This is a genomic window from Variovorax robiniae, from assembly GCF_037889955.1.
GTDB lineage: Bacteria > Pseudomonadota > Gammaproteobacteria > Burkholderiales > Burkholderiaceae_C > Variovorax > Variovorax robiniae.
This window is the reverse complement of the sequence record NZ_JBBKZS010000002.1, coordinates 259,421-275,196: the sequence shown is the minus strand read 5'-3', so window position 1 is coordinate 275,196 and position 15,776 is coordinate 259,421. Positions and strand designations below refer to the sequence as shown.

The window sequence follows — 15,776 nt, the reverse complement described above, 5'->3', positions numbered from 1 at the left end:
TTCTTCCCTGGTTGTGTTTCATGTGGTGGCGATGCGCTGGCCTTCGGCGTCGAACCAGAGCGGGCGCATCAGTTCGACGCGCACCACATCGTCGGGCGCAAAGCTGTCGCCGCCGGGGGCGGAAACGATCAGTTCCTGGTCGCTGTCGTCGAGGCCGACATGCACCAGGTGCTGGTCGCTGAGGCGCTCGATGCGCTTGACGCGGGCGCTTCGGTGCGCGGTGTTGCTTGCATCGCGATGGATGCGCAGGTGCTCGGCGCGCACGCCCACGGTCACGGCCTGCTGTGGCCCAGCCACGCCCGGCACCAGCGCGCGCGGAAAGAGGTTGATGCGCGGCGAGCCGAGCCGGGCCGCGACATGGCTGCTGCGTGGATCCTCGTAGATCTGCTGCGGCGTGCCGACCTGCACCAGCACCCCGGCATCGAGCACGCCGATGCGCGTGGCCATGGTCATCGCCTCGATCTGGTCGTGCGTGACGTAGAGCATGGTCGCGCCGAGGTCCTGCTGGATGCGCTTGAGTTCGAGGCGCAGGTCGTTGCGCAGCTTGGCGTCGAGCGAGGAGAGCGGCTCGTCCATGAGGTAGAGCGACGGGCTGCGCACGAGGGCGCGGCCGATGGCGACGCGCTGCATCTGGCCGCCCGAGAGCTTCGTCGCGGGGTTCTTCAGCTTGTCGTGGATGCGCAGCATCTGCGCGACTTCCTCGACTTTGCGGCGGACCTCTGGCTCGGGTGTCGGGCGCAGGGGCGATCGCAGGGGGAATGCGAGGTTGTCGAAGACGCTCAGGTGCGGGTAGAGCGAGTACTGCTGGAACACGAAAGCGACATCGCGCAGGGCCGGAGCGAGCGTTGTTACATCGCGCCCGCCGATGTAGACGTTGCCGGCATCTGGCTGCTCCAGGCCTGCGACCAGGCGCAATGTGGTGGTCTTGCCGGCACCGCTCGGGCCGAGCAGCACGAAGAACTCGCCGCTCGGGATGTCGAGGTACAGCCGATCGACCGCCTGGATCGCGCCGAAGCGCTTGCCGATGTGGGTGAGGCGCAGTTCAGCCATGACGGGCTCCCTGGCGTCGTACGGCGTGCGGTTGGTCGTCGCGCGCGGTGCGCAGCGCGCGGCCGGATGCCGCGTCGAACAGCGACACGGCGCGCGCATCGAACGCGAGGCCCACGTGGTCGCCGCGCCGCGCGGGATTCGCGACGTCGACCTTGGCCCGAACCGTGGCACCTTGCGCGGTGGCCAGCGTGACAACGGTGCTGGTGCCGAGGTATTCGGTGCCGAGCACTTCGGCGCGCAGCATGGAGTCGTCGTGGAAGCGCACGTGCTCGGGCCGAACGCCGCACAGCAGGTTGCGCGCGGAGATGTCCTCGCGTGCGGCAGGCACGGCGACCTTCGCGGGGCCGATGTGGATCGCATCGTCACCGCTGGCCATCGCCGCCTCGAAGGGCAGGAAGTTCATCGACGGTGCGCCGATGAAGTCCGCCACGAACACGCTCGCCGGTCGCTCGTACACCTCCAGCGGTGCGCCGAGCTGTTCGATCACGCCCTCGTTCATGATGGCGATGATGTCGGCCATCGCCATCGCTTCCATCTGGTCGTGCGTGACGTAGACGGTGGTGGCATGCAGGCGGTCGTGCAGGGCGCGAAGCTCCTGGCACATGACTTCGCGGAACTCGGCATCGAGTGCGCCGAGTGGCTCGTCCATGAGGAAGGCCAATGGCTGGCGAACGATGGCGCGGCCGAGCGCGACGCGTTGCCGGTCGCCGCTGGACAGGCCTGACACCGGCTTGTCGAGCAGGTGCGTGATGCGCAAGGTGCGCGCAGCCTGTTCCACGGCCTGGTTGACTTCGTTGCGCGGCATGCCTTGCGACACCAGCGGAAAGGCGATGTTGCGGCGCACGTTCATGTGCGGATACAGCGCGAACATCTGGAACACGAAGGCGATGTCGCGTGCCGATGCGCGCTTGAAGCTCACGTCCTCGTCGCCGAGGAAGATCTGGCCGGAGGTCGGCAACTCCAGCCCCGCGATCATGCGCAGCGTGGTCGTCTTGCCGCAGCCCGAGGGGCCGAGCAGGCAGAAGAACTCGCCGTCGTGCACGGTGAAGGTCGAGTCCTTGACCGCCGTGAAATCGGCGAAGGCCTTGTGGAGGTGGTGGACGCGGATGTCGGCCATGTCGACCTCGGCTACTCGGGGAACTTTGACACGACCATGAACAGCAGCGTGCCGAACAGCGTCGTCACGAAGGACCAGGTGTAAAGCACCATCGCCAGCGGCTGCAGCATCATCACCAGCCCGGCCGTGATGACGATGCAGGCGGTGATTTCCATCGGGCCGCGTCGCAGCCAGCGGGGCCAGCGGCGTTGTTCGTGCGTGGCGGTGGGCGAGTTCATTTGCGCACGGCTCCGAATGTGATGCCGCGCAGCAGATGCTTGCGCAGCAGGATCGTGAAGACCAGGATCGGGATCAGGAACAGCGTGGTTCCCGCTGCGACGGCAGGCCAGTCTTGGCCACCCTCGCCGATGATGATCGGAATGAACGGCGGGGCCGTCTGCGCCGTGCCCGACGTCAGCAGCACCGCAAACGCATATTCGTTCCACGCGAAGATCAGGCAGAAGATCGAGGTGGCCACGATGCCCGTTGTCGCCTGCGGCAGCACCACCTTGCGGAAGGCTTGTAGCCGCGTGTACCCGTCGACCATCGCGGCCTCTTCGTACTCGCGCGGAATCTCGTCGATGAAGCCCTTCAGCAGCCACACCGCGAGCGACACGTTGACCGCGCTGTAGAGCAGGATCATGCCCAGCCGCGTGTCGGACAGGCCCAGCTCGCGGTACATCAGGTAGATCGGAATCGCCACCGCGATCGGCGGCATCATGCGCGTCGACAGGATGAAGAACAGCAGGTCGTCCTTCAACGGCACCTTGAAGCGCGAGAAGGCATAGGCCGCCATCACGCCGAAGCCCACCGACAGCACGGTCGAGCCGAAGGCGATGATGAGCGAGTTGATGAAGCGCGGGATGTAGTTCGACGGCCCTGCGATCACCATGTTGTCGGCGCGTGCGACCTTGTCGCAGGTTTCCGTCGCAGGAGGCAGCGCGGCGACGTATTCGGGCGTCTGGCGCGAGCGTGTGGTGAACAGGTTGCAGTAGCCCTGCGGCGAGGGCGTGAAGACGATCTTCGGCGGATAGCTGATCGAATCCGGTGGTGTCTTGAAGCCGGTCAGGATGATCCACACCAGCGGGATCATCGTGACCAGCGCATAGAGCACGACCACGGAGCCCGCGAACCAGCGCGTGCGTGAACTCGGCTCGACGACGGAATGCGCGGTGCTGATGCCTTGGCTCATGGTGACCTCAGCGGTTCTTCACGTGGTTGAGCGCCTTCACGTAGATGTTCGCCAGGCCGAACACCGACACGAAGAGGATGATTGCGAACGCCGACGAATAGCCCGTGCGCCATTTCTCGAAGGCCTCGCGCTTGAGTGTGATCGACGCGAGTTCGGTGGCCGACCCGGGGCCGCCCGAGGTCAGCAGGTTCACCATGTCGAACATCTTGAAGTTCTCGATGCCGCGGAACAGCACGGCCAGCATGATGAAGGGCAGCACCATCGGCAGCGTGATCGACCAGAACTGCCGCCACTTCGAGGCGCGGTCCACCTCGGCCGCCTCGTAGATGTAGTCGGGGATGGAGCGCAGGCCCGCCAGGCAGATCAGCATCACGTAGGGCGTCCACATCCACGTGTCCACGATGATGATGGCCCACGGCGCCAGCTTGACCGATCCGATCATCTCGAAGGAAGACGCCGGCACGCCCGTGAGGAAGGACACCGCGTAGTTGAACAACCCGATCTGCGGCTGGTAGAGAAAGGCCCAGAAGTTGCCGACCACCGCGGGCGACAACATCATCGGAATCAGGATCATCGTCGTCCAGAAACCGTGGCCGCGGAACTTGCGGTCGATGAGATAGGCCAGCGCAAAGCCGATCACCATCTGCAGGAAGATCGTCCAGAACAGGAAGTGCGCGGTGGCCTGCATCGCCAGCCAGATGTCCGGGTCCGTGAGCACCGACACGTAGTTGTCGATGCCCACGTCCAGCACGTTGGCGTTGGGCCGGTTGGCCCGGTAGTTGGTGAACGACAGCTTGATCGTCCAGATCAACGGGAAGATGTTGATCGCCAGCAGGAGCACCATCGTCGGCCCGACGAAGAGCCACGCGATCGCCCGGTCCGACAAGCCGCGCATGCGCATGGCCACGGCCGGTGGCGTGGCTTCGGCAACGCGGGCGACGATTCCTGGTGTCGGGCTCGGCATCGGTGGACGGATGGCGCTCACGGTCGTTGCGCCTTACTTGGACTTGCCATCGTCCTTGAACACCTTGCCCCAGTCAACGACCAGCGCATCCAGTGCCTCCTTGGCGGTGCCCTTGTCGGCAACCACGTAGTCATGCACGCGCTTTTGCATGGCGAGCATCAGTTGCGCGTAGGAAGGCTCTGCCCAGAAGTCGACCACCATGCCCATCGAGTCGAGGAAGGGCTGCGCGAAGGGCGAACTCTTCGGGTAGGCCGGATCGTCCAGCACCGCCTTGGCTGCCGATGAGCCGCCGATGGCCTGCCACTTCTTCTGCACGTCGGGGCTCGCGAACCACTTGATGTACTGCAGCGACTCGTTGCGGTTGGCCGAGTACGACACCACCGAAATCCCTTGGCCGCCCAGCTGCACGCCCTTGGTCTTGTCGGAAGGATTGGTGAAGAAGCCGATCTTGTCGCCGCCCACGTTCGGGTCCTTGTAGAGCCCCGGGAAGAAGGCGAACCAGTTCATCATCATCGCGACCTGCCCGGACTTGAAGGCGTCCAGCCCCTCGCCCATGTACGCGTTGGTCAGGCCGGGCGGGGTGCTGCCCTTGTAGAGCGCCTTGTAGAACTCCAGCCCACGCACCGCGTCGGGCGAGTTGACGAAGCCTTGCATCGCATACGGCTTCTTCGGGTCTTCGTACTTGAAGCCCATCGGGTAGAGCACGTTGGTCACGCCCATGGTGATGCCTTCGGAGCCGCGCTCGGTGAAGATGTAGGCGCCGTAGACCTTCTTGCCGTCGATGGTCTTGCCCTGGAAGAACTCCGAGACTTCCTTGAACTCGGTCCAGGTCTTGGGTGGCGCCAGGTCGCGCTTGTACTTGCCCTTGAACTCGGCCTGCAACTCGGGCTTGGCGAACCAGTCCTTGCGATAGGTCCAGCCCACCGCATCGGCCATGGCGGGGAGGGCCCAATAGTTGGGTGTGTTCTTCGGCCACTCCGCATAGCCCACCACGGTGGCGGGCGCGAAGTCGGTCATCTTGATGCCTTCCTTGGCGAAGAAGTCATTGAGCTTGACGTAGTGGCCCTGCTCGGCCGAGCCGCCGATCCACTGGCTGTCGCCGATGATCAGGTCGCACAGTTTGCCCTTGGAGTTGAGCTCGTTGAGCATGCGGTCGGCGAAGTTGGTCCACGGGACGAACTCGAACTTCATCTTCACGCCGGTCTTGGCGGTGAAGTCCTTCGAGAGTTCGACCAGCGCGTTCGCCGGGTCCCATGCCGCCCAGCACAGGGTGATGGTCTTGTCCTGCGCCTGCACCTGGGTGCTGGTGAGGCCGAGAACGGTGGCCGTCGCCAGGGCGAGCACCCCCGGCAGCATCTTCGAGATCGATTTCATGAGCAGTCTCCAGAAAAACAAGGGGTTTCAAGGACACATACCCGGCTGCCGAGCACCTAATGCAGGTTCTCGGCCGTCAGGATCTCGATGCGCGGCTGAACCACGTTGAGTGCGCCGCGGACGTTCTCGCACAGGGCGCGCAACACGCGCGCCGCCGTCAAAACACAGTAGTGGATGTCCTGGTGCAGGACGTAGCTGAGCGCGTTCGCTGAGAGGAGCGAACCGTGCTCGTCGGTGAAGTCGTGGGCGACCACGCCGGCCTGCAGGCCCGCTTCGGCGAATGCGCGGGCGACACCGGCACTTCCGGAGCCGACGTTGTAGATGCCGGCCACGCGCGCCGGGTCGATGTCGTCCTGCAAGGCGAGCAGCAGGGCGTCGCAGGCGCCGTCGTTGTGCGGCGGCAGGTCGGGCGTGCGTTGCAGCTTCAGCGCGGGGAAGCGCTCCTCGATGACCTGCGCGAAGCCGATGCGCCGCTCGATCTCGGAACTGAGGCGCGTGGCCTGCGAGGACAACAGCAGCGTGTCGCGCTGGCCGCCGCATGCCATGCGCCCGAGCAGCAACCCGGCGGTGCGCCCGGCGGCGCGGTTGTCGGCGCCGATGCAGGTCTCGCGCATGGAGCCGGCCACGTCGGAGAACAGCGTCACCACATGCACGCCGGCCCGCACCAGCTCGTTGATGGCGCGCTTGATGGGCGGCAGGTCTGGCGCCATGAGTGCGATGCCTTCGCAGTCGCCGACCTGGGCCAGCTCCTCGGCGAAGCGTACCGGGTCGGTGGTGTCGATGCGGTGAGTGATCTCCGTGATATGGGCGTGGCGGAAGTCGCCTGCAGCCTGCGCGATCTGGCGTTCGACCAGGTCGACGAAGGGCGATTCGTCGGCCGGCAGCACGAAGGCGAAGCGCGCGTTGGCGCCTTTGCGCGGCCGCCCGGGCTGCTGCGGCGTGCCCACCTCTTCCACCACCTGCATGACGCGCTGCACCGTCTCTGCATTGACGCCGGGGCGGCGGTTCAGCACCCGGTCGACCGTGGCCGTTCCCACGCCGGCGATGCGGGCGATGTCGGCAATGGTGGGGGCGGTGGACATGCTTGATGTCGTATTTGGTTTTTCCATGCTATTAACATCAATAAATAAATCAATCAGGGTTTTGGAGCATTCGACAAGGGATGGCGACGGTCCACCACGGAGCGGAAGGATGGCCGGGGGGAGGGCCGTCTGCGATCGAGGAGCAACCGGCAGAAAGCGTCGAAGCGCGAGAGGTCGCGCCCGACGGTTCTTCGGTTGGTCGCTTGATGTGGGGTGCTCAGCGCGGCAACGCGGGCCATGCCGCGCCGTCGACCAGCACATGCCAGCGCGCCGGGTCCACATCTTGGAAGGCGCTGACGTAGCGGGGCGACTCGCGCGTCTCGTCGGTCACGTCGCGGATGAGGACGGCGACGACGCGCGTGGGATGCCGGCGCGCGAGCTCGGCATAGGTCTCGGGGTCCGACTCGCCCGAGTCGCCGACCAGCAGGAAGCGGCGCTGCGGAAAGTCCTGCATCAGGCGTTCAACGGCGGCCAGCTTGTGCGCCCGCGTGGCATCCGTTGTCAGCAATGTGCGCCAGGTGGTGCTCTCGCGCAGGTGCACGCTGCCCGGCGGAAAAGCACTGTCGCGCAGGAAATCGGCCAGCGGCGGATAGAGTTGGATCGGACTGCCGGAGACGTAGTGGAAACGCGTGTTGGCATCGGCCGCCGACAGCAACCGGAACCTCAGCGCCATGTCGGGCACCGGCTTGAACTGGCGCGCGAAAGTGTTCAGCAGCATCTCGTGCCGGTCGCGCACGTGGGTCTTCTTGATCGTGTCGTCGATGTCCGAGACCACCGACAAGCCTTCCGGCGGAACCAGCAGGGCCTGGCCCTGGAATCGGCGCGAATCACCGACGGCGGTCCATGCATGGAAGCGCACGAACGGGTCCTTGCTGCGGACCTGGGCGGCTGCCACGACGACCCGGGCGTTGCTGCGGCCGTTGTCCTCGGTGCGTGGCAGGGGAAGTGGTTCGGTCGCGCCGTCCAGCACGATGCTGATGTGTCGTTCATCGTTCGACTCGGTGTGGAACAGGCCGGTGCGTTCCTCGAAACGCCCGCGCGCGGCCGGTGTCAATTGCGGCAGGTCGATGTCCAGGAAATGGGCCAGCGCCCTGTTGACCCCCCGGATGCGTGACTTGTGATACAGCCAGGCATGCACGTCGAGTTCGTATTGCCCGTCGGGGAGGACGCGCGCCGTGCCCGGCATGAACAGCACCTGGTCCTTGGGCCGCAAAGGCGCGGCTTGCAGCGCGGTGGCGGCCAGCGCGAGCGCCAAGCAGGCCAGCAGGTGCCTCACGGCAAACCGCATCACGGGATCAGTGAGCGCAGCAATTCAGCCGCCGGAATGGCGCGGCAGCCCGTGGCGTTCTGGCCCGACCACAGCGATGAGAAGTCGTCGCGGCCCAGCTTTTCGGCGGCCGCTTTCAGCGGCGCCAGCGCCGCTGTGGCAAAGGGGAAGGCGGGCGGCGCGTCGCTCAGCGCACCCAGCTCCTTCATGATCCGGTTGTACATCCCGCGTGCCGGCCGGCCGGTGAAAACGTTGGTGAGGGTGGTGTGCTCGGCGCGCGGGCCTTGCAGCGCGGCGCGGTGCATCGGCGTGACCGTCGCCTCGGGGCACAACATGAAGGAGGTGCCGATCTGCACGCCGGCCGCGCCCAGCGCCAATGCGGCCACGACGCCCTGGCGATCGGCAATGCCGCCGGCGGCGATGACGGGCACTTTCACCGCGCGCACCACCTGCGGCAGCAGCGCCATCGTGCCGACCTGCGTCGTGAGGTCGTCGCTCAGGAAGATGCCGCGATGGCCGCCGGCTTCCACGCCTTGCGCGATGACGGCATCGACGCCGTGGGCTTCAAGCCAGCGCGCCTCCTCCACCGTCGTGGCCGAGGCGATCACCTTGGCGCCCCAGCCCTTCACGCGGTCGAGCAGGTCTTGTGGTGGCAGGCCGAAGTGAAAGCTGAGCACGGGTGGCTTGAACTCGGCGATGAGCTCGGCCACCTCGGCCGAGAAAGGCGCACGTCCGCCACCCGTGGGGACGGTCGCCGGGTCGATGCCGAACTCGGCGTAGTAAGGCGCCAGGGCGGCACGCCATTTCGCCTCGCGCGCCGGATCGGGTGCGGTGGGCTGGTGGCAGAAGAAGTTGACGTTGTAGGGCCGCGTGGTCTGCGCGGCGATGGCCTTCAGTTCAGTGCGCAGGCCATCGGGCGTGAGCATCGCGCAGGGCAGGGAGCCGAGGCCGCCGGCGTTCGACACGGCAATGGCCATCGCGCTGGTCTGCACGCCGGCCATCGGCGCCTGGATGATCGGCAACTCGATGCCGAACAACTGCTGGATGTTCATGTCGGGTCACTCCTTTGCAGCGTCACGAAGCTGTAGGGCAGGCCGTTGGTCGAGACGGCCGATTCGCGGGCCACTTCGCGCCAGCCAACGCCGAGTTCCGGCGCATGTGCATCGCCTTCGAAGTCGCGGCCGATCTCGGTGACGACGGCGCGGGTCGCGAGTGGCGCCGCCTCGGCGTAGATCTGGGCACCGCCGATGACCCAGACGTCGGTACCGGCGTCGCAGATCGCCAGTGCCTCAGGCAGGCTCGATGCACGTTGTGCGCCGCTATCGTGCCAGTCCGTCTGGCGTGTCACCACGATGTTGGTGCGGCCCGGCAGCGGCCGGAACTTCGGGGGGATCGAATCCCAGGTTTTCCGACCCATGATGACCGGGCAGCCGACCGTCGTACGCTTGAAGTGGGCCAGGTCTTCGGGCAGGTGCCAGGGCAGTTTGCCGTTGATGCCGATCACGCCGTTGGCGGCGCGGGCGTAGATGAGATTGAGGGTCATGAGGCGCGGCGGATGTTCACGGGGAATCGATTGTGCCCACGTTCATCTGCGCGCCCGCCCGTCGCTACACCGCGACCGGCGCCTTGATCGCCGCATGGTGCTGGTAGTCCAGCACCTCGAAGTCTTCGTATTCATAGTCGAAGATCGACGCCGGCTTGCGCTTGATGTGCAGCGTGGGATACGGATGCGGCGTGCGGCTCAGTTGCAGCGCGACCTGCTCGGCATGGTTGCTGTAGATGTGGCAGTCGCCGCCGGTCCAGATGAAGTCGCCGACGTCCAGGTCGCATTGCTGCGCGATCATGTGCGTCAGCAGCGCATAGCTCGCGATGTTGAAGGGCACGCCCAGGAAGATGTCGGCGCTGCGCTGGTAGAGCTGGCAACTGAGCTTGCCGCGCTCGCCCTCGGCCTGCGGCGGTGCGACGTAGAACTGGAAGAAGGCATGGCAGGGCATCAAGGCCATCTTCGACAACTCGGCCACGTTCCAGGCGCTCACGATGATGCGGCGCGAATCGGGGTTGCTCTTGAGCGTCTTGATGACGTCGCTGATCTGGTCGATGTGGCCGCCGTCGGGTGTGGGCCAGCTGCGCCACTGCACGCCGTAGACCGGGCCCAGGTCGCCGTCCTCGCGCGCCCATTCGTCCCAGATGGTGACGCCGCGCTCCTTGAGCCAGTTGTTGTTGCTGGAGCCGGTGAGGAACCACAGCAGTTCCTGGATGATGGACTTGAGGTGCACCTTCTTGGTGGTGACCAGCGGAAAGCCTTCGTTCAGGTCGAAGCGCATCTGGTAGCCGAACACGCTCTTGGTGCCGGTGCCGGTACGGTCGGCCTTGAACACGCCGTGCGTGTCGACGTGGCGCATGAAGTCTTCGTATTGGGAGCGAATGGGGCGGGGGGTCATGCTGTCGAGGCGTTGTCAATAGGAGCCGAAAAGGGCATCGAGTGCGTCTTGCACCTGATGCTGCTCGCTGCGCAGGCTGGCGATGGGCGTGCGCAGCCAGCCGCGCGGAAATGTTGCCATGGTGGGCGTGTCCAGTACCACGTCGCGCTCCTGGATGCGAAAGAGCGGATGGACTCGTTCAAGGCGGTCGCCATGCAGGCGCGCGTCGCGCAAGGGAATCACGACCCGGGTCTCCACGCCGCTCAAGTGGTCGTTCTGGACATCCAGGATGAAGGGAGTGTGCCGGTGCTCCGATTTTTCCGGATTGGCATAAACGTCGTAGCGCGCCATGTTCTCAGGCAGCCTTTTTCTTGCGCGGCTCCACCTCATCCGCAACACGACCATCGCCAAGACTGCGCGCAAAGGTGCGGTACTTCGCGCCCCAGATGCCATCGCGGCGGATGCGCTCGTTGTATTGCTCGATGGCGCCCTTGTTGCGTTCTGCCCATTGTTCCCAATAGCGGCGCTCGACTTCCTGTGCGAGCAGCGTGTCGACCGTTTGCGAGACGTTCATGCCCAGCTCGCGTGCCATTTCAAGCACCTTGCTGTTCAGTGAAAGGTTGGTTGCCTTCTTGGGCGCATTGTCGAAACGAGGCATTTCGGATTCCTTGCCTGTGAATCATGCGCATAGTTTACGCGCATGATTCCTGTGGCGCTCAAGCCCGCAGCACCCGTCCCGGATTCAGGATGTTCTGCGGATCCAGCCCGCGCTTGATGGCGCGCATCATGCCGAGCGCGACCGGCGACTTGTGCTTCTCCAGCTTGTCGACCTTGAGCGCGCCGATGCCGTGCTCGGCCGAGAAGGAGCCGCCGAACTCGGCGACCGCTTCATACACCAGCGTGTTCACGCGGGCTTCCTCATCGCGCAGGAAGGCCTTCGAGTCGCCATCGGCCGGGGCCTGCACGTTGTAGTGGAGATTGCCGTCGCCGAGGTGGCCGAAGTTGACCAGGCGCACGCCGGGAATCTCGCGCTGCAACAGCGCGTCCGTGGAGGCGACGAAGGCGGGGATGCGCGATACGGCGATCGAGATGTCGTGCTTGATGTTCAAGCCTTCCTCGGCCTGCGCGAGTGGGATGCTTTCGCGGATGTGCCAGAGCTGGTGGGCCTGCGTGAGGTTCTCGGCGACGACGGCGTCGGTGATGCAGCCGTCTTCGAACGCCTTTTCCATGAGTGCTTCGAAGCGTGCGCGGGCATGGTCTTCGGATTCGCTGTCGGAGTTCTCCAGCAAGACGCAGTACGGGGCCGAAGGCTCGCCGGCAAAAGGCACGCGCATCGCAGGGAAGTGCCTCACCACCAGGCTCAGCGCGAACTGGCCCATCACCTCGAAGCCAGTGAGCCCTGCGCCCAGGTACTGGTGCGCGAGGCCCAGCAAGGTCACCGCACGGTCCAGCGATGGCACTGCCGCCCAGGCCGTGAGTTGCGCGGCGGGCATCGGATAGAGCTTCATCGTTGCGGCAGTGATGATGCCCAGCGTGCCTTCGCTGCCGATCAGGAGGTCGCGCAGGTCGTAGCCGGTGTTGTCCTTGCGCAGGCCACTGGTGCCTTCCCAGATCTCGCCCTGCGGCGTGACCACTTCCAGGCCCAGGCACAGGTCGCGCGTGTTGCCGTAGCGCACGACCTGCGTGCCGCCGGCATTGGTCGCGAGGTTGCCGCCGATGGTGCAGCTGCCTTCGGCGGCCAGGCTCAGCGGGAACAGGTAGCCGGCCTTCTCGGCGGCCTCCTGCAGCGCCTGAAGCACGCAGCCTGCCTCGACCGTCACGGTCATATTGGCGCCGTCGATCTCGCGCACCGCGTTCATGCGTTGCAGGCTCAGCACGACCTGCTGGCCGCTCGCATCGGGCGTCGAGCCGACCGCGAGGCCGGTGTTGCCGCCCTGCGGCACCAGCGAGGTGCCGGCGGCCGCACAGGCCTGGACCACATCGGCCACCTGCCGCGTGTTGCCCGGCCGCACCACGGCCAGCGCCTTGCCGCGGTCGCGCTTGCGCCAGTCCTGCTCGTAGGCGGTGAGGTCACCGTCGGTGAGCACGTTGGGCGCGCCAACGATGGCGCGCAGTTGGTCCAACAGCAAGTCACTCATGGGCGGGTGCCTCGTTCAGGGGTTGTTGTTGCGCGGCGGCGTTGCGCAGGCGCAGCCGCACATGCCAGGCGCAGGCGGCGAAGAGGACAAGGCACAGGGCCACTTCCAGCAGCGCCAGCGCGCGGCTCAATGGCAGCACGTCGCTCCAGGCGCGCACCACGCCTTCGGTGAAATAGAGCCAGATCATCAGGCTGACCCAGCGGTAGGTGTACATGCGGTTCTTCATCAGCCCGGCCAGCGGCACGATCAGCGGCAGCACCTTGAGCGCCAGCCAGGAGCCGCCGGGGCGCACCGGCGCCAGCCACATCTCCCAGGCCAGCCCGAGCACGATGAGGCCGACCAGGCTGCCCACGGCCAGGAGGCGGGTCAGGGCGACGGAAGAGGAGGGCGTTGCGGTGGTTGTCAATTCGGGTGCTTGCAGGTGGCCGGCGCTGCTCCAGGAACGCCGCGGAACCGGTCTCGCCGGCCCCGTGGTGTTGCCCCGGTGAGAAGGGGTGGTGCAGTGCCGGGCAGCCGGGAGGGGCACCTATGATACCGGCCATGAATCCCCGGCAGTGGCTGCAAGACCTCTCTCAATTTCCCTGGCGCAACACGGCCGCTGTCCTCGGCAAGCGATTCCGCGAAGACCGGCTGGGCCTGACGGCCAGCAGCCTCACCTTCACCACCACCATTGCGCTGGTGCCCTTCTTCACCGTGGCGCTGGCCCTGTTCACGGTCTTTCCGATGTTCGCGTACATGCGCGGGCGGCTGCAGCGCTGGCTGATCGAGAGCCTGATCCCCGAGAACATCGCTCGCCAGGTGCTGGACTACCTGAACCAGTTCTCCAGCAAGGCCAGCGGGCTGGGCATCGTCGGCCTGCTGATCGTGCTCGCGACGGCGGTGGCCTTGATGCTCACCATCGACAAGACGCTCAACGCCATCTGGCGCGTGCCCCGGCCGCGGCCCCTGGCGCAGCGCGTGCTGATCTACTGGGCGGCCATCACGCTGGGGCCGCTGGTGTCGTCGACGAGCCTCTATGTGTTCTCGGCGCGGACCTTCGTGGGGGCCGATTCGCTGGTCAACCTGGGCTTCGACCTGTTCGAGTTCCTGCTGTTCGCGGGCGGACTGGCGGCGCTCTACCGCTTCGTGCCGAACACCTCCGTCAAGTGGACGCATGCCTGGGCCGGCGGGATCTTCGTGGCGGTCGCAATTGCCATCGCCAAGCGCCTGCTGGCCTTCTACCTGAGCCTGATGCCGACCTACTCGGTGCTGTACGGCGCCTTCGCGATCGTGCCAATCCTGTTGATCTGGATCTACATCGCCTGGGTGATCGTGCTGCTCGGCGCCGTCATCGCGGCCTACCTGCCGAGCCTGATGATGGGCGTGGCGCGTCGCGGCAGCGCGGCCGGCTGGCGCTTCCAGCTGGCGCTGGAGGTGCTGCAGAACCTGCACAAGGCCCAGTCGACCCCGGCGCGCGGACTTGGAGGCAGCGAACTGGTGCAGCGCATCCGCGTCGACGCACTCCAGCTTGCGCCGGTGCTCGAGGCGCTGGTCGCGATGGACTGGATCGCGCGACTGGCAGAGGAATCCGACAAGGACGACCCGCGCTTCGTGCTGCTGGCCGACCCGGATCGCACGTCGCTGGTTCCCCTGATCGGACGTCTGTTGCTGCCGCCCGCGGACAGCTTGCAGATGGTCTGGCAGAAGGCCCCGCTGGCGGAACTGAGCCTGCGCGATGCACTGTAATTTCTCCCGGTCAATAATCCGCTGCCTTGAATGCCGTACTCCAATCCCCCGCCGATGACGCCCTTTGGGTGGTGTGCCTTTGCGCCGAATGGTGCGGAGCCTGCCGCGAATACCGTCCGCTGTTCGAGCAGGTGGCCCGGGCGCATCCTTCCTTGCGCTTCGCCTGGGTCGACATCGAGGACCATGCCGATCTGGCCGACGACTTCGATGTAGAGACCTTCCCGACCATCCTGGTCGCGGGCACGCAAGGTACCCATTTCGTCGGCCCGATGCTGCCGCATGCCGAGACGCTGTCGCGCATGCTCGCGTCGCTGCAATCGGCCCGCGCGGCCGACCCCGAGGTGAACACGCTGCTGGCGGCGTTGCGCGACAAACCCGAACAATTCGAGGTCTGACCATGAAAGTCCTGCTTTTCGGCTCCAGTGGCATGGTGGGGCAGGGCGTGCTGCGGGAATGCCTGCTCGACCCCGACGTGAAGCGCGTGGTGGCGGTGGGGCGCAGTCCGCTCGGCCAGTCGGACCCCAAGCTCGGCGAATTGATCGTCACCGACTTCTACGATTACGCGGCTGTCGAATCGAAGCTCAAGGGCTTCGACGCCTGCTTCTTCTGCCTGGGCGTGTCGTCGGTGGGCATGTCCGAGGCCGAATACCGCCGGCTGAGCTACGACCTGCCGCTGGCCGCGGCCACGGTGCTGGCGCGGCTCAATCCGCAGATGACTTTCACCTTCGTGACCGGCGCGGGCTGCGACAGCAGCGAACGCGGGGCGATGATGTGGGCGCGGGTCAAGGGCGCGGCGGAGAACGCGTTGCTGAAGCTGCCGTTCAAGGGGGCGTACATGTTCCGGCCCGGCATCATCCAGCCGCTGCATGGGGTGCGATCGAAGACGCCGCTGTACCAGACCGCCTATAACGTGGCCGGGCCGCTGTTCAGCGTGATCGGCATGTTCGCGCCGAACAAGGTGACGACCAGCGAGAAGGTCGGCCGCGCGATGTTGGCCGTGGCCAAGCGCGGCGCGCCGTCGCCGTTCGTGGAGATGGCGGACATCAACCGGCTCGGAGGGTGAACGGATTCAGCCCGGCCGAAAGTGCTGCCGGATCCGTTGTGCCACGTTCGCCGGCTGGCGCCGCAGCGAGTCTGTGCGGCAAGGGCCGATGAGCAGGCCGTCCAGGTTGAGCAGCACGCTGGTGAAGTAGTTGTCCAACGATGCGCCGGCATCGAAGAGGCAATGCTCCAGCGACGCAAAGATGCCGCTGTCGGAGGCCAGCTTGGTGTCGCGGGCGAAGGCGCGCACCTGATAGCCGTAGCCGTCCGTCCCGAAGCGCTGGAGTTCGACGACGGGCCTCATCTCGCGACGGGCAGGAGCGGTGGAGGTGGAATCAGGCACGGTGCAATGGTCGCCCGTGGCGGTCTCGGCGTAAATAGTCCATTTGGACCGGGCGCCGCGCCGGCCCCTTGGGCACAATGCGAG

19 protein-coding genes are annotated in these 15,776 nt (G+C 66.0%); 3 read left to right on the top strand and 16 right to left on the bottom strand.

The window, feature by feature from the left end; translation table 11 throughout:
* Positions 1-18: 18 nt before the first annotated feature.
* The 15 genes from WKW79_RS05480 to WKW79_RS05410 all read right to left on the bottom strand — a co-directional run bounded on the left by WKW79_RS05480 (position 19) and on the right by WKW79_RS05410 (position 12,989).
* Positions 19-1,050 (bottom strand): ABC transporter ATP-binding protein, encoded by a 1,032-nt coding sequence (locus WKW79_RS05480; RefSeq protein ID WP_340334102.1) that lies wholly within the window; start codon positions 1,048-1,050, stop codon positions 19-21.
* Positions 1,043-2,167, bottom strand: a complete 1,125-nt coding sequence (locus tag WKW79_RS05475; protein ID WP_340334101.1) for an ABC transporter ATP-binding protein — start codon at positions 2,165-2,167, stop codon at positions 1,043-1,045. Before WKW79_RS05475 ends, WKW79_RS05480 begins: the two co-directional genes overlap by 8 nt.
* 11 nt (positions 2,168-2,178) lie before the next feature.
* Positions 2,179-2,385, bottom strand: coding sequence for a hypothetical protein (locus WKW79_RS05470; RefSeq protein WP_340334100.1), 207 nt, complete (start codon positions 2,383-2,385; stop codon positions 2,179-2,181).
* The gene (locus tag WKW79_RS05465; RefSeq protein WP_340334099.1) at positions 2,382-3,338 is read right to left on the bottom strand and encodes a carbohydrate ABC transporter permease; all 957 of its coding nucleotides are present in this window, start codon (positions 3,336-3,338) and stop codon (positions 2,382-2,384) included. The genes WKW79_RS05470 and WKW79_RS05465 overlap by 4 nt, the downstream gene beginning before the upstream one ends.
* 7 nt (positions 3,339-3,345) lie before the next feature.
* The gene (locus WKW79_RS05460) at positions 3,346-4,302 is read right to left on the bottom strand and encodes a carbohydrate ABC transporter permease (RefSeq protein WP_340334619.1); all 957 of its coding nucleotides are present in this window, start codon (positions 4,300-4,302) and stop codon (positions 3,346-3,348) included.
* Between the two features lie 33 nt (positions 4,303-4,335).
* Positions 4,336-5,676, bottom strand: coding sequence for an ABC transporter substrate-binding protein (locus tag WKW79_RS05455; protein WP_340334098.1), 1,341 nt, complete (start codon positions 5,674-5,676; stop codon positions 4,336-4,338).
* A 56-nt stretch (positions 5,677-5,732) separates the two neighbouring features.
* Positions 5,733-6,758: a LacI family DNA-binding transcriptional regulator gene (locus WKW79_RS05450; protein ID WP_340334097.1), complete on the bottom strand. Its 1,026-nt coding sequence runs from the start codon at positions 6,756-6,758 to the stop codon at positions 5,733-5,735.
* A gap of 217 nt (positions 6,759-6,975) precedes the next feature.
* Positions 6,976-8,046, bottom strand: a complete 1,071-nt coding sequence (locus WKW79_RS05445; RefSeq protein ID WP_340334096.1) for a phosphatidate phosphatase App1 family protein — start codon at positions 8,044-8,046, stop codon at positions 6,976-6,978.
* On the bottom strand, positions 8,046-9,077 hold the full coding sequence (locus tag WKW79_RS05440) for an NAD(P)H-dependent flavin oxidoreductase (protein WP_340334095.1): 1,032 nt from the start codon (positions 9,075-9,077) through the stop codon (positions 8,046-8,048). Before WKW79_RS05440 ends, WKW79_RS05445 begins: the two co-directional genes overlap by 1 nt.
* Positions 9,074-9,568, bottom strand: coding sequence for a dihydrofolate reductase (locus WKW79_RS05435; protein WP_340334094.1), 495 nt, complete (start codon positions 9,566-9,568; stop codon positions 9,074-9,076). Before WKW79_RS05435 ends, WKW79_RS05440 begins: the two co-directional genes overlap by 4 nt.
* Positions 9,569-9,632: 64 nt before the next feature.
* Complete coding sequence (locus WKW79_RS05430; protein WP_340334093.1) at positions 9,633-10,466, bottom strand: thymidylate synthase; 834 nt, start codon at positions 10,464-10,466, stop codon at positions 9,633-9,635.
* Between the two features lie 15 nt (positions 10,467-10,481).
* Positions 10,482-10,796, bottom strand: coding sequence for a CcdB family protein (locus WKW79_RS05425; RefSeq protein ID WP_340334092.1), 315 nt, complete (start codon positions 10,794-10,796; stop codon positions 10,482-10,484).
* 4 nt (positions 10,797-10,800) lie between these two features.
* Positions 10,801-11,103, bottom strand: coding sequence for a type II toxin-antitoxin system CcdA family antitoxin (locus WKW79_RS05420; RefSeq protein ID WP_340334091.1), 303 nt, complete (start codon positions 11,101-11,103; stop codon positions 10,801-10,803).
* Positions 11,104-11,161: 58 nt separating this feature from the next.
* Entirely contained in the window at positions 11,162-12,583 is a 1,422-nt protein-coding gene (locus tag WKW79_RS05415) for an FAD-binding oxidoreductase (protein WP_340334090.1), read from the bottom strand.
* On the bottom strand, positions 12,576-12,989 hold the full coding sequence (locus WKW79_RS05410; protein ID WP_340334089.1) for a DUF2069 domain-containing protein: 414 nt from the start codon (positions 12,987-12,989) through the stop codon (positions 12,576-12,578). Before WKW79_RS05410 ends, WKW79_RS05415 begins: the two co-directional genes overlap by 8 nt.
* Positions 12,990-13,111: 122 nt before the next feature.
* Here WKW79_RS05410 and WKW79_RS05405 point away from each other — a divergent pair, with 122 nt between their 5' ends.
* From WKW79_RS05405 to WKW79_RS05395, 3 genes are read left to right on the top strand one after another with little or no spacing between them, the layout of a single operon-like run.
* Positions 13,112-14,308: a YihY family inner membrane protein gene (locus tag WKW79_RS05405; protein WP_340334088.1), complete on the top strand. Its 1,197-nt coding sequence runs from the start codon at positions 13,112-13,114 to the stop codon at positions 14,306-14,308.
* Between the two features lie 26 nt (positions 14,309-14,334).
* A complete protein-coding gene (locus WKW79_RS05400; protein ID WP_340334087.1) occupies positions 14,335-14,703 on the top strand; it encodes a thioredoxin family protein in 369 nt (122 codons plus the stop codon).
* A gap of 2 nt (positions 14,704-14,705) precedes the next feature.
* A complete protein-coding gene (locus WKW79_RS05395; RefSeq protein WP_340334086.1) occupies positions 14,706-15,371 on the top strand; it encodes a Rossmann-fold NAD(P)-binding domain-containing protein in 666 nt (221 codons plus the stop codon).
* Positions 15,372-15,377: 6 nt separating this feature from the next.
* Here WKW79_RS05395 and WKW79_RS05390 read toward each other — a convergent pair whose 3' ends face one another.
* Positions 15,378-15,692: a hypothetical protein gene (locus tag WKW79_RS05390; protein WP_340334085.1), complete on the bottom strand. Its 315-nt coding sequence runs from the start codon at positions 15,690-15,692 to the stop codon at positions 15,378-15,380.
* Positions 15,693-15,776 lie beyond the last annotated feature (84 nt).